Annotated in this window: 14 protein-coding genes; 5 read left to right on the top strand and 9 right to left on the bottom strand. The window is 42.3% G+C overall.

Annotated elements, in window-relative coordinates; genetic code table 11:
* The coding region (dnaG, locus tag AAGC65_RS20000; RefSeq protein WP_343114230.1) for a DNA primase at positions 1-1,496 on the bottom strand (1,496 nt) is incomplete at its 3' end.
* A gap of 49 nt (positions 1,497-1,545) precedes the next feature.
* Positions 1,546-2,415, bottom strand: a complete 870-nt coding sequence (locus AAGC65_RS19995) for a DMT family transporter (RefSeq protein WP_343114229.1) — start codon at positions 2,413-2,415, stop codon at positions 1,546-1,548.
* A 207-nt stretch (positions 2,416-2,622) separates the two neighbouring features.
* Here AAGC65_RS19995 and AAGC65_RS19990 point away from each other — a divergent pair, with 207 nt between their 5' ends.
* From AAGC65_RS19990 to AAGC65_RS19975, 4 genes are all read left to right on the top strand, one after another.
* A complete protein-coding gene (locus AAGC65_RS19990) occupies positions 2,623-3,048 on the top strand; it encodes a DUF6252 family protein (RefSeq protein ID WP_343114228.1) in 426 nt (141 codons plus the stop codon).
* A gap of 151 nt (positions 3,049-3,199) precedes the next feature.
* On the top strand, positions 3,200-4,648 hold the full coding sequence (gene asnS / locus AAGC65_RS19985) for an asparagine--tRNA ligase (RefSeq protein WP_343114227.1): 1,449 nt from the start codon (positions 3,200-3,202) through the stop codon (positions 4,646-4,648).
* A gap of 91 nt (positions 4,649-4,739) precedes the next feature.
* On the top strand, positions 4,740-5,183 hold the full coding sequence (locus AAGC65_RS19980; protein ID WP_343114226.1) for an SRPBCC family protein: 444 nt from the start codon (positions 4,740-4,742) through the stop codon (positions 5,181-5,183).
* Positions 5,184-5,333: 150 nt separating this feature from the next.
* The gene (locus AAGC65_RS19975) at positions 5,334-6,416 is read left to right on the top strand and encodes an Ldh family oxidoreductase (protein ID WP_343114232.1); all 1,083 of its coding nucleotides are present in this window, start codon (positions 5,334-5,336) and stop codon (positions 6,414-6,416) included.
* A gap of 448 nt (positions 6,417-6,864) precedes the next feature.
* Here the strand turns inward: AAGC65_RS19975 and lepB (AAGC65_RS19970) are convergent, their stop codons facing one another.
* The 7 genes from lepB (AAGC65_RS19970) to AAGC65_RS19940 all read right to left on the bottom strand — a co-directional run bounded on the left by lepB (AAGC65_RS19970) (position 6,865) and on the right by AAGC65_RS19940 (position 13,671).
* Positions 6,865-8,334, bottom strand: coding sequence for a signal peptidase I (gene lepB / locus AAGC65_RS19970; RefSeq protein ID WP_343114225.1), 1,470 nt, complete (start codon positions 8,332-8,334; stop codon positions 6,865-6,867).
* Positions 8,335-8,352: 18 nt separating this feature from the next.
* Positions 8,353-9,498, bottom strand: a complete 1,146-nt coding sequence (gene lepB, locus AAGC65_RS19965; protein ID WP_343114224.1) for a signal peptidase I — start codon at positions 9,496-9,498, stop codon at positions 8,353-8,355.
* Between the two features lie 170 nt (positions 9,499-9,668).
* Positions 9,669-10,418, bottom strand: a complete 750-nt coding sequence (gene dapB / locus AAGC65_RS19960; RefSeq protein WP_343114223.1) for a 4-hydroxy-tetrahydrodipicolinate reductase — start codon at positions 10,416-10,418, stop codon at positions 9,669-9,671.
* A 128-nt stretch (positions 10,419-10,546) separates the two neighbouring features.
* Complete coding sequence (locus tag AAGC65_RS19955) at positions 10,547-11,221, bottom strand: DUF5683 domain-containing protein (protein WP_343114222.1); 675 nt, start codon at positions 11,219-11,221, stop codon at positions 10,547-10,549.
* A gap of 48 nt (positions 11,222-11,269) precedes the next feature.
* Positions 11,270-11,932 (bottom strand): DUF5683 domain-containing protein, encoded by a 663-nt coding sequence (locus AAGC65_RS19950; RefSeq protein ID WP_343114221.1) that lies wholly within the window; start codon positions 11,930-11,932, stop codon positions 11,270-11,272.
* Between the two features lies 1 nt (position 11,933).
* Positions 11,934-12,863 (bottom strand): ParB/RepB/Spo0J family partition protein, encoded by a 930-nt coding sequence (locus AAGC65_RS19945; protein WP_343114220.1) that lies wholly within the window; start codon positions 12,861-12,863, stop codon positions 11,934-11,936.
* A 4-nt stretch (positions 12,864-12,867) separates the two neighbouring features.
* Positions 12,868-13,671 (bottom strand): AAA family ATPase, encoded by an 804-nt coding sequence (locus tag AAGC65_RS19940; RefSeq protein WP_343114219.1) that lies wholly within the window; start codon positions 13,669-13,671, stop codon positions 12,868-12,870.
* 268 nt (positions 13,672-13,939) lie between these two features.
* On the opposite strand from AAGC65_RS19940, the gene AAGC65_RS19935 reads away from it, so the two are divergent.
* Positions 13,940-14,090: NAD(P)H-dependent oxidoreductase (locus AAGC65_RS19935; protein ID WP_343114231.1), on the top strand; the 151-nt coding region annotated here is incomplete at its 3' end.

Here is a 14,090-nt window from a genome sequence, read left to right as displayed (position 1 = left end):
TAAGTATTGGCAATGCCATCCCAGTCAATCATTTTGTTGCCGTAAAGCAGCAAAAGCCTGATAATCTCCTTTTCCTGGGCACTTTCGTCCTTTGCTTCCTTTATTTCAGGTTCATCAAAAAAGTTGGGCTCATCAGGCGGCGGCTCATTAAATCGTGAGCTTTGCTGTTGCTGCTGACCATCCTTTTTTGCCTTGGCTTGGCGCATTTTATTTAATTCAGATAGCAGCGAGCGCTCATCTATCTGCAACAGGTAACTGCATTCCTTTATAAAAACCGAAGCTTTGATAGAGTCGGGTATCTTGGCTATACTCTCCACAATTTCGCGGATGATCTCAGCTTTCTTGATCGGATCATTCCCGGCATCTTTTAAAAGCAGGGTGGCCTTGTACAGGATAAAGTCCTTTTTACTTTCCTCTATATGCTTTTTAAACGCGTTGGTACCCACCAGCCGTACATAGGAGTCGGGGTCATGCCCATCCGGGAAAGAAACCACTTTTACATTAAGTCCGGCTTCCAGTATCATGTCCAACCCGCGCAGCGATGCCTTGATACCGGCCGCGTCGCCATCATATAAAATGGTGATATTTTGGGTAAAACGGCTTATCAGCCTGATCTGTTCAGCTGTTAGTGAAGTACCTGATGATGCTACCACATTTTCTATACCAGCCTGATGCACCGAAAGTACATCTGCGTAACCTTCAACCAGGTAACAGTTATCCTCATCCCTGATAGCCTTTTTAGCGAAATACAAGCCATAAAGCACATTTGATTTATGGTATATTTCAGACTCAGGCGAGTTAACGTATTTGGGAACGTTCTTATCTTTTTTGAGCGTACGGCCGCCAAAAGCAATTACACGGCCTGTAAAGCTATGTATCGGAAACATTACTCTGCCGCGGTAACGATCATACAGCGAACCATTATCACGCTTAACAGACAATCCGCTTTCAACCAGAAACTGTTCTTTGTAGCCTTCTTTAATGGCTGTACCGGTAAAAGCCTCCCATTGATCGGGTGAATAACCGAGCTCAAACTTTTTAATGGTTTCGGTAGTAAAACCGCGTTCTTTAAAATAGCTCAGGCCTATATTTTTACCTTCTTCGGTATCCAGTAAACTTTCATGAAAAAATTTGGATGCGAAGCCCGTTACGATCATGAGGCTTTCGCGGCGCTGCTCTTCCTCGCGGTTTTCCGGCGCGTCAACGGTTTCCTCTACTTCTATGCCATATTTCTTGGCCAGCCATTTCAGCGCTTCAGGATAGCTGAATTTTTCGAGCTCCATTAAAAACGTAACTGCCGAACCACCTTTGCCGGTAGAGAAATCTTTAAATATGCCTTTTGCCGGTGAAACCGTAAACGATGGAGTACGCTCATTAGCAAAGGGCGACAAGCCCACGTAGTTAGCTCCGCGCTTTTTTAACTGCACAAATTCCCCTATCACCTCCACAATGTCGGTGGCTTCCATAATACGGTCGATAGTGGATTTTATGATCATGCGCTAAATGCAAATGTAGGGCAAATCATCAAATGATAATTAATAAACCTCAAGATACAGATTTATTTAATTGATTGCGTGGCTTTAAAAATGTTATGGCTATACCGGCCAATATAATAACGCTGCCTATGATCTCCTTGGCCGACAAGGTTTCATTCAATAAAAACACAGCCATAATGCCCGCCATTACCGTTTGCCCTAACAAGGCGATAGATACCTTGGTTCCTTCTAAAAACTTAAGCGAATAATTAATCGTGATCCAACCAGTTAGCTGGCACAACAGCCCCATCCCCAAAAAGCATAGCCAGGAATTTAAAGAAAAACTTACCAAATTATTACCCTGCCAAATACCAATAACCAATAAAAACACACTTGCTGCCAGCATATTGTAAAACATGAATGACAAGGTGCCTACCCGCTTCAAAATATTATTGGTAATCACGATATAAATGGCATAAAACAAACTGGCCAGCAGCGCCAGTATAATACCAATATTAAACTGCAGGTGCACAATGTTTTGATAACCCACCAGTATAACCATGCCCAGCATAGCTACACAGGTACCCGCCCAAAACAACAAGCCCGATTTTTTACGCAGTATAAAAAAGCTGATCAAACCCACCCAAACGGGCGCCAGGTTAGCCAGCAGGGTTGAAACCGTTGCGCTGATATGCTGTAAGGAAATATTCCACACCGCGATATCTGACGCAAATATAAGCCCGCCCAATATGGCCATATACAGGTCCTTAGGGGCAATTTTCAGGTTTATCTTCGCGAGGCAGTAAGGCGCCAGGAATACCCAGGCTGTAAACACCCGGTAAAAAGCTGTGGTAATGGGCTGAACCCCGGCAAGCTTTACAAATATTGGCGAAAACGATATACATAAAATGCCAGTAGCCAGGCTTAGTTTAGGATTCATGTCAACGATAATAAATTGATGGCAAACTTACGCAATACCCTATTAATTATCACTTATACAAACCAATGCGGCTGTTTATTTTGACATCAATGTATCAAAACAATGCCATAGGCCGTAAAGGTTATAAAACCTATATCATGAAAAAAACATTATTACTCCTGCCGCTTATTTTACTTTTTTTCTGAATGCCAGCGCAAAAACTGCTGTATGGTGCCCACGCCTATCGTATCAGTAAATGCCGTAAAAAACAACAAAACATGGAGTGCATTTTCGTCAGAGCTGCCCGTAAAAGATGACATTATCAGCATATATGCCTATAGTGATCGTAACGAAATGGGACTTGAAGAAAATCTGAGGATCAGTTTCAAAGCAACCGATGCCGGTACTTATAACCTTGACGGTAAGCGCACAATATATTTTAACACCGTTGGAAAGGATGTTGGAGTGAGTGATTACAAAATGGACAGTCTGTTTTCAAATAAAGCTACCGTTATAAATTATGATAGAACTAACAATTTCATAACCGGAACATTTAATATCAGATTCATTAAAACCTTTGATAACCCAGCCAATACCCATCCCGACACACTTCGATTTTCAAACGGAAATTTCAGGGTACAGATACGTAACTAAGTTCAGTTATTCAACCTGCGGTAATACAACAATGACCTGCTGCAAACCTGGCACCATAGCAAGCAGGATGGCATTGGCTTTTTAAGCGGAAAATTCAAAGTTGCTTTACATAATTAATTGTATTTTTGCGGCTCTAAAAAATATATAATATATGAGCCAGCGAGTAAAGATCAAAGCATTGCTGCAGAGCCAGCAAACCGATGTTGATGTAACAGTTAAGGGATGGGTACGTGCATTCCGTTCTAATCGTTTTATTGCTTTGAATGATGGCTCAACCAATAATAACATTCAAATTGTTGTTGATTTTGAAAACACCGACCCTGTCTTGCTAAAACGCATTACTGTTGGTGCCGCGATAAGTGTGGTGGGTAAACTGGTAGCATCACAGGGCAAAGGCCAAACTGTTGAGGTTATAGCTACCGATATTGAAATATTAGGCGATAGTGATCCTGAAAAATATCCTATCCAGCCTAAAAAGCATAGCCTGGAGTTTTTAAGGGAAAACGCTCACCTGCGTTTTCGCACCAGCACTTTTGGCGCCATTTTCAGGATACGTCATAGTCTGGCATTCGCGGTACACCAGTTTTTTAACGAGCGTGGGTTTGTCTATCTGCATACGCCAGTTATTACCCAGTCAGATGCTGAGGGAGCTGGTGAGGCTTTCCACGTAACCAATTTTGATTTGGCTAACGTACCTAAAACAGATACCGGCGAGGTTGATTACAAACAGGACTTTTTTGGTAAATCAACTAATCTTACTGTATCTGGTCAGTTAGAGGGTGAGCTTGGTGCTATGGCCCTAAGCGATATTTATACTTTCGGCCCAACCTTCCGTGCCGAAAACTCTAATACTACCCGCCACCTGGCCGAGTTTTGGATGATTGAGCCTGAAGTAGCCTTCAATGATCTGGACGACAACATGGACCTTGCCGAGGACATGCTAAAATACGTGATCAAATACGCTTTGGATAAAAACGCTGAAGATATTGAATTTTTAACCCAGCGCCTGCAGGAAGAAGAAAAACAAAAACCACAGAACGAGCGCTCAGAAATGACACTGCTTGAAAAACTGCAATTTTGTTTAGACCATGATTTTGAGCGCCTTACCTATACCGAGGCTATCGAGATCCTGAAAGAATCGACCCCGAACAAAAAGAAAAAGTTCCAATACCTGGTTGAAGGCTGGGGAACCGACCTGCAGAGTGAGCACGAACGTTACCTGGTTGAAAAACACTTTAAAAAACCGGTGATCCTGACAGATTACCCTAAAGATATCAAAGCATTTTATATGCGCCAGAACGAGGTTGACGCCAACGGCCACGAAACCGTACGTGCTATGGATATTTTATTCCCGGGCATTGGCGAAATTGTGGGTGGCTCGCAACGTGAGGAACGCCTGGATAAACTGGAGCAACGAATGGACGAAATGGGCATCCCGAAAGATGAACTGTGGTGGTATTTAGATACCCGCCGTTTTGGCTCATGCCCGCATGCCGGTTTCGGACTGGGCTTTGAACGCCTGGTGCTGTTTGTAACCGGAATGGGCAACATCCGCGATGTGATACCTTTCCCGAGGTTCCCAAAAAATGCTGAATTCTAAGCAGGATTATATGACTTTGATAGATTAACAGGATTTTATCAGCTATAGGCAGTAAAAATCCTGTTAATCCTTTATAATCCCTAAATCGTGTATGCCTGTAATTGAATTGGTTACCCATATTAACGCCCCAATTGGCAAATGCTTTAATTTGGCGCGTAATATCGATGTGCATATGTTGTCAACCCGCCAAACCGGCGAAAAAGCCATAGCCGGCCGTACCAGTGGTCTCATTGAACTTAATGAAACTGTTACCTGGCGGGCAAAACACCTGGGCGTTTGGCAAACTCTCACTTCAAAAATCACGGAGATGGAGTACCCTAACTTTTTTACCGACGAAATGGTTAAGGGTGCCTTTAAAAACATGAGGCACGAGCATTATTTTTATTCCATCAACGCTCAAACCCTTATGAAAGATATTTTCCGGTTTGAATCGCCGGTAGGTATGATATTCGATATCATTTTTCTGAATGACTACATGACCCGCCTGTTGGAAAAACGTAACGCCTTGATCAAAGAAATAGCCGAAATGAGCTGAGAGAAGAGCTATCGAATAATTGATATATTTAGCGCACAGAAATATGCGGATTTCAGAAGTACAAATATGCAGCTGTTAGCGTTTGCACTTCGGGAAAAAGTATCTGCACATCTGAAATTTGCACATCCGCACATCTTATTTATTATACCTATGCTTGTAAGCTCCTCTTCCCTGCGCGTTTTTACAGAAAATATTTTTTTAGCCATTGGTTGCAGTACCGAGCACGCCACACTGGCGGCTGATGTTTTATTACGATCAGATCTTCGGGGTATTGATTCGCACGGGGTGGCCCGGCTTAGTGGCTATGTACGCCTGTGGGAGAAGAATCGCATTAACCCGACACCCAACATCCAAATAGTGCATGAAACGCCCACCACAGCCACCGTTGATGGCGACGCGGGCCTGGGACTGGTTGTTGCTCCCTTCGCTATGGAGGTAGCTATCAAAAAAGCTGAACTTTATGGCTCGGGATGGGTATCAGTACGTAACTCCAACCATTTTGGTATTGCGGGCTATCACGCCCTAATGGCGGTAGAAAAAGATATGATAGGCTTTGCCATGACCAATGCCAGTCCGTTGGTAGCGCCAACCTTTTCGAGTGAGCGTTTATTAGGTACCAACCCCATGTGTTACGCTTTCCCGGCAGGGCAATATCCGCCCGTAGTAGTTGATCTGGCTACTTCTGCCGCAGCCAACGGTAAACTGGAAATTGCCCAGCGTTTGGGTAAACAAGTACCAGAAGGCTGGATACAGGATAAAACCGGAAATTATACTACCGACCCGCATGCTTTAAAAACTGGCGGTGCGCTCCTACCCCTCGGCGGCGACCGTGACCACGGCAGTCATAAAGGTTTTGGGTTGAGCGCTACAGTTGATATTTTATCAGCCGTGCTATCGGGTGCTAACTATGGGCCCTGGGTGCCTCCGTTTGTAGCTTTTCTTGATCCGCCGGCCAATCCGGTAGGCCAGGGTATAGGGCATTTTGTGGGGGCTATGCGGGTTGATGGTTTCAGGCCTGTTGATGAGTTTAAAAAACACCTGGATAACTGGATAGAACGTTTTAAAGCATCAGCCACGGTTGACGAATCACAAAAGGTGGTCATCCCCGGCGAACCTGAGCTCGAAGCTGAACTACACCGTACCATACATGGCATTCCATTGGTTGACGCTGTAGTAACCGATCTGAATATTTTGGCAGAAAGGTTTGGAGTTGATCCGCTAAAAGGGGAATAGGGATATGCTGCAACGAGTTTGTAATCATGCAATAAAAACTTGTCATTCTGAGGAACGAAGACTCTATTGTAAAACTATTCATATCGCATAACAGATCCTTCGCTATCGCTCAGAATGACAAAAAACACATGGGTAAAAAAGACGCCTCTTCTGGCGCAAGTATGAAGCAGGAGCTACAGTTTGCCTTATGTGTAGACACAAGTAGCTACCGCCCGGCCATCCCTTCATACTTGCTCCAGTAATGAAGCTTACAAATACCTTAAAATACTTGTCATTGCGAGCGATAGCGTGGCAATAGCGAACTTTACAGAGTGATTTGTGCAGTTCGCTATTGCTTCATCGTTCCTCTTCGCAATGACAATATTGAACGTACATGGTTACCATAAGAAATAAAAATGCCCGGTTATAGATCATAATCGGGCATTTTTTATTTCAGCGGTTCTAAACCTTAATGTATAATATTAAACAACCTGCTCCACCTGATCTTGTTCAGGAATGAGGCGTTATCATCCATACTCATCCAAATGAACAGGGCCTTACCCACAATATGATCTTCCGGTACAAATCCCCAGAAACGTGAATCTTCTGAATTGTGGCGGTTATCCCCCATCATAAAATAGTAGTTAAGCTTAAAGGTGTAGCTATCTGCCTTTTTACCGTTGATCAGGATGTTGTTACCCTCTACCTGTACTTTATTGCCTTCATATATCTCAATAGCACGGCCATAAACCGGGAAGGTTAAACTATCCAGCTTAACTGTCCACCCTTTTTTAGGTACGATGATAGGGCCATAGTTATCCAGGTTCCAGGTGAACTTAGGGAAGTTGGGGGTTATTTTATAGTTCGGGAATTTTACCGGGTAAACAGGGTACAGCGGATCCTCCATCCCTCTTGGCGACAGCGTAGGGACTATTGATTTAATATTTGAATATCCCTTTAAAGTATTTGCCGAAGCTACCGTAGTATTAATAGTAAAAGTATTGTTGATACCCGGCGCCAGATCTTCCAAATGCAGATCATTGATCAGTTGTGGATTAAGCTCGCTGCCGTCGGACTGTACGGTGTAACCCATTTCGCCATGAGGCGGAGTTGGCGCGGCTTTGCCATTTATAAACACCTGCGCATCTACTACGCTAAGTGTATCGCCTGGTGTACCCTGGCAACGTTTAATATAGTTCTCGCGTTTGTCAACAGGCCTGTATAACGGCGAATCGGCATCCATCGGGTAATTAAATACCACTACATCACCTTTTTTAACATTGCTCAAACCGGGTAAACGATAGTACGGCAATTCTATTCCATCCCAATATGCTTTAGTACCTATCAGCGGCATAGTATGATGCGCAAAAGGGAAAGCAACGGGCGTCATGGGTAAGCGGGCGCCGTAATTTACTTTGCTTACAAACAGGTAATCGCCAATTAATAATGAACTTTCCATTGATGCGCTGGGAATCACATAAGCTTCAATAAAAAGGGTACGGATAAGTGTAGCAGCTATCACCGCGAATATAATAGCATCGGCCCATTCGCGTGTGGCTGTTTTTTTAAGTGCCACTTTGTATTTCTCCCTAAACTGCAGGGTGGCCGAAGCACCCAGGTATTTGGTATTTTTATCATACCCCCATTTAGGTAAAAATATAAATGGCAGGGCAACAACTAAAATATGATCAAGCAGGCTAAACTTACCGTATGATTTTACAAAATCTACTATAATACCAATCAACACCAATATGTTTAAACCAGGTATTAATACCAGTATAAACCACCACATTGGCCGCCCGCAAAGTTTTATCATTACATATGCATTGTACACGGGTACTACGCCTTCCCAACCCGGCCTGCCGGCCTTTTCAAACAATTTCCAGAAACCTACATAAGGCAGTATAACCAGCAGTATAATAGCGAGTATAATATTCACTTGTTGTTATTAGTTTAATTAATGTATTCCTCTAAATAATCTGTTCCAGCGTATTTTATTCACAAAAGATGCTGTACTGTCAATACTCATCCATGTAAATAACGCCTTGCCCACTACGTGATCTTCGGGTAAAAAGCCCCAAAAGCGCGAATCTTCTGAATTATGGCGATTATCACCCATCATCCAGTAGTAGTTCATTTTAAAAGTGTAAGTATCCGCTTTTTTATCGTTTATAAAAATATCATGACCAACAATCTTCACTTTATTGTGCTCATAAATTTCAATAGCCCGGCCATACACCGGAATAGTTAAGCTATCCAGCTTTACCGTCCATCCTTTTTTAGGGATAATGATAGGACCGTAATTATCTATATTCCAGGTATAATTAGGAAAATTGGCTGTTGTTTTATATCGTGGATATTTAACCGGATAAACAGGATTTAAGGTATCGGCCACACCTTTAGGGCTAATATCAGGCGTAACTGACTTAATGTTAGAGTATCCCTTTAACGCTTTGGCCGACTCTACCGTGGTATTCACCCTAAACCCTGAATTATCAGTAAAATAAGCCATATCGGTTAAATGCAGATCATTGATCACCTGCGGGTTAAGCTGACTGCCATCCGTTTTTACATTGTAGGCCATTTCGCCGTGCGTGGCAGTAGCTTCGGGTTTTCCGTTAATGTAAACCTGGGCATCCACTACACTTAAAGTATCGCCGGGAGTACCCTGGCAGCGTTTAATAATATTTTCGCGTTTATCAACCGGGCGGTATAACGGCGAATCGGCTTCCATCGGTTGGTTAAAAACAACAATGTCGCCCTTTTTGATATCGCTGAAGCCGGGCAAACGATAGTAAGGCAACTGAATACCATCCCAATAGGCTTTTGTACCCAATATGGGCATAGTATGATGCGTAAATGGAAAGGCGACCGGTGTTATAGGTAAACGGGCCCCATAATTTACCTTACTTACAAACAGATAGTCGCCTATTAAAAGAGAGCTTTCCATTGATCCGCTTGGGATCACATAGGCTTCAATAAAAAGGGTACGTATCAGGGTAGCGGCTATAACTGCAAAAACAATGGCGTCGGCCCATTCACGTACGGCGCCTTTTTTCTTTTTTGTTTCGCTTTTATTTTTTTTCCAGAATTTCCAGTTCATATAATGGCTGATGTGCAAATTTCGAAATGTGCAGATTTTTCGAATGTATGTATTTATTTTTTATTCCCTATGACTGTTGTGTAAGCTATATGTTACTATAAAATAAATCACATTATACAAATATCTGCACCACCTGATCTAAGTAGCCAATAGTATCCTCCTATTAAAGCTTAGCTATTAAAATCAAACATAGCCTCAACCGAGTAAAAACCTTTTTTGTTGTGTACCCATTCGGCGGCAAGTACAGCCCCAAGGGCAAAACCGTTACGGTTGTGTGCGGTATGTTTAAATTCAATGGTATCAACTTCAGAATCATAGATAACCGTGTGCGTGCCCGGCACACTGTCAATACGCATTGATTCTATTAGCAATTGGTCGCTGGCGGCCTGCTCTTCATCACTTTTATCGTCGGTAGTTAACACATTGATCCATTCAGATTTTGAATCAAGGTTTTCAAGAATGCCCTCGGCAATGGTTATAGCCGTACCGCTTGGCGCATCCAGCTTTTGCATATGGTGAATTTCTTCAACCTGTACATCGTAATACGGGTAATTATTCATCATTTTAGCCAGCAGCTTATTAACATGAAAAAACACATTAACCCCAACGCTAAAATTTGACCCATACAATAAAGTATGGTCACCTTGCTCACACCGTTGTTTCAGTTCGGGCAATTGATCATACCAACCGGTTGTACCTACCACAACAGGCACACCGGCTGTAAAACAGTGCTCAATATTACTTATTACCGATCCCGGGGTTGAAAACTCAATAGCAACATCAGCCTTTTGCAGGTTTTCGATGGTCAGATCTTCCAGGTTTTCAACACCTACGGCTAATACAATTTCGTGTTTGCGGCTAATGGCGATCTTTTCGATGATCTTGCCCATTTTTCCATAGCCCAGTAATGCTATTTTCATTATTTAATTTTTAGTATCGCGTAGTTAGTATCAGGTATCAAGTAGTTAGTATCAAGATTACTGGAACTCTTTATGCTAAAGGTTGAAGCTATCTTGATACTTGATACTAACTACTTGATACTATTATTTTAAAACGTAAAGGTAATTTTTACCGACGGAATAAACGAGCTATTAGCACTTTGCGCGTAAAGCGGCTGACCGATCATGCCCGGAGTAACTTTCATTGATAAATTATTATCAACCGTAAACGAGTGCTTAAACTTAGCATCAATGTAGGCATCAATAGTTTGGATACCCCAAGCAACCGCAATACCCATAATACTTAAATCGCGGTTACGTCTGTAGGCATCAACACTATCATATATGTTTTGATCGGGTACTCCATTTTGCTGATATAATATGTATTCATTATAATATGGCTGACCAGGAGTTGGAGCCACCCCTCTTTGCCTGTATCTGGAAAGTGTTACAAACTGGTTATAATAATTCTGGTTAAATATTACTGCCGAAAATAACAAACCAATACCACCATAAATAATAGGCACCTTCCACCACTGGTGATTATATATCTGGCCCCATCCCGGTATCATCAAAGAGTGCATTACGGCTTTATGCGGGCTATGTAAACTATCCGGATGATAGGCTTTTTCCTTCCTGATAGGCGGCGCAAAAGAACCTGGTGCCGTATTGGAGGCCTTTTTTACCGTATCTGCCTTGCGTGCCGCAGAAGTATCTATCCCCTGCGCACGAGCCACAAAGGTAAATACCATAACAAAGCCAGTGATCAACAAAAATTTATACATTTTATAAATACAATATTTAATATTTTGTGATAATGTTAAAACCCCAAATTACCTCATAACAAAGGTAATTCTCAAACCCGGATTAAACCCGTTTACATTGCTTGCAGCATACGCCGGTGCTTTTCCTGCATTACTAACTGGGTTAATACTTAAATTATTATCAACACTAAAACTATTGATGAATTTAGCATCAATATAAGCATCAAGTGTGTTTATTGTCCAGAATGCTAAAACCCCTAATATACTTAAATCACGGTAACGTTGAAAGTAGTTAGCCTGACCTGTTATTCGATCGGGCGGCAGATCCTTAAAATACTTGTAGTCGGTTTTGTATTTCTTGTATAAAGCATAATGCGGGCTTTTGGGCGATGACGGATCAACATCGCGTTGTAATATAGCCAATGCCGAATACCTGTTGTATTGTTTTTGATTAGCGATAGCTGCCGACCCCATAAGTCCTAAGCCGCCGTAAATTATGGGCAGTTTCCACCATCGGTGGTTATATAATTGACCCAGACCCGGTAAAAATAAAGACCGCATAACAGCTGTATGCGGCCTATGTGTACTATCCGGATGATAACGTTTTTCTTTTATAGGTGGTGCAAACGAACCCGAAGGATATCGCTTACTTAAACTATCGGCACCGGTTTGCGCAAATGCCGCAATAGTTAAAGTGCTTAACCATAAAAACGTTACTATGTATCTGTGCATTTTACCAATCCAGCATCTCCAGGATACGGCCCAGGTCATCTTCTGATAAAAATGGTATTTCGATAACGCCATTACCCTTGCTGCCTACTTTTAGTTTTACCCGTGTGCTAAACTTTGAAGCCAGATCGTCCTGTATTTTTTGCAGTTGATAACTCACCGGTTCAGGCTGTTTGCCTTCTTTTTTTACCGGCGATTTCTGCATCTCGCGAACCAGTTCTTCCACCTTACGAACGGATAAACCTTGCTGAATGATATGTTGATGTAAATATAATTGTTTGGCAGGGTCTTCAATGGTAATCAAAGCCTTGGCATGCCCCATGCTCAGTTCGCCATCTCGTATAGATGCCTGTATGCTTGGCGGCAATTTGAGTAAACGCAGGTAATTGGTAACTGTCGATCGGTTTTTACTTACCCTGCCGCCCAGTTCTTCCTGTTTCAGGTTACATTCCTCAATCATACGCTGAAAGCTCAAGGCAACCTCAATAGCATTCAGGTTTTCGCGCTGAATGTTCTCGATCAGGGCCATTTCCAGCATTTGCTGATCATTGGCAGTGCGTACGTAAGCCGGTATTTGCGTTAAGCCTGCTATTTTAGAGGCACGAAAACGGCGCTCGCCCGAAATCAGTTGGTACTTATGCGCGTTAACACGCCTTACCGTGATGGGTTGTATAAGCCCCTGTAATTTGATGGAATCGGCAAGCTCGGCCAGGGCCTGCTCATCAAAATCTGTACGTGGCTGAAATGGGTTTACCTCAATTTCTGCCAGTTGTATCTCATTTACCGACCCCAGGCTGTTAACTTCAACGGCCGATGTTGTAGCCTCTTTATCTTTATCGTGGTCTTTGGTTTTGTTGTAAGGTTGTACGTTTACAGAGTCATTCAACAGCGCACTTAATCCTTTGCCCAGGGCATTTCTTCTTTCACTACTCATTTATTTACACTGTTACTGCGGCTGTTGCTGCCGTATCCTTGGTGAGGCCGTTCTTCTCAATAATTTCACGGGCCAGGTTTAAATAATTTATCGCGCCCTTACAAGTTGCATCGTGCATAATTACAGATACGCCAAAGCTTGGCGCCTCGCTAAGCCGGGTATTACGCTGAATGATGGTATCAAAAACCATGTCTTCAAAATGCGTCTTTACCTCGTCAACCACCTGGTTTGACAGGCGCAGGCGCACATCGTACATGGTAAGCAATATACCTTCAATCTCCAGCTGCGGGTTTAAGCGCGACTGAACAATTTTGATGGTATTTAAAAGCTTGCCCAAACCTTCTAACGCGAAGTATTCGCACTGCACCGGTATAATTACCGAGTCGGCCGCGGTTAAAGCGTTTATGGTGATCAAACCTAATGAAGGTGAGCAGTCAATAATAATAAAATCATATTCATCACGCACAGCATCAAACACCTGTTTCATCTTATACTCGCGTCCGCTTAAATTGATCATCTCAATTTCGGCACCCACAAGATCTATGTGTGCAGGTAGCAGATCAAGGTTAGGTGTTTCTGTTTTTTGAATAGCCTCATGAGGATCAACCTGGTTGATGATACACTCGTAAATACTATTCTTGATATTACGGGGATCAAAACCAATACCCGATGTTGAATTAGCTTGTGGATCAGCATCAACCAACAAAGTTTTAAAATCTAATACGGCCAGGCTGGCGGCCAGATTTATAGATGATGTAGTTTTCCCTACTCCACCTTTCTGGTTGGCTAAAGCAATTATTTTACTCATTCTATATTTTAAAATTTATATTACAATGATTTATAACAACGTAAAATAGAATCAGAAATTTCTACTTTCGTAAAGTTTTTAATCTGGTGATAAAGATACGGATTTAAAACAATTCCGAAATCCACAGGTTTCGTCAATTTACAAACAATTTAGTTACTGAATTAGTGGTTTATTGAATTATAGATTGGCATATTAGCTTAATCTCGCAATTCAATAAATAATAACCAGTTAATAAATCAGTAATTCAATAATCCAGTAATTAAAATAAATGATCACTATCATATCGTCAACAAACCGGCCCGAAAGTCATACACTTAAACTTGCCCGCTATTATCAGCAAAAGCTTGCCGATAAGGGAGCTGAAGCTGGTATCTTATCACTTACCGACCTCCCTTGCAATCTGCTGCAAAGCGATATGT

The organism is Mucilaginibacter sp. (assembly GCF_039207105.1).
GTDB lineage: Bacteria > Bacteroidota > Bacteroidia > Sphingobacteriales > Sphingobacteriaceae > Mucilaginibacter.
This window is presented reverse-complemented; position numbering and strand designations above follow the sequence as displayed.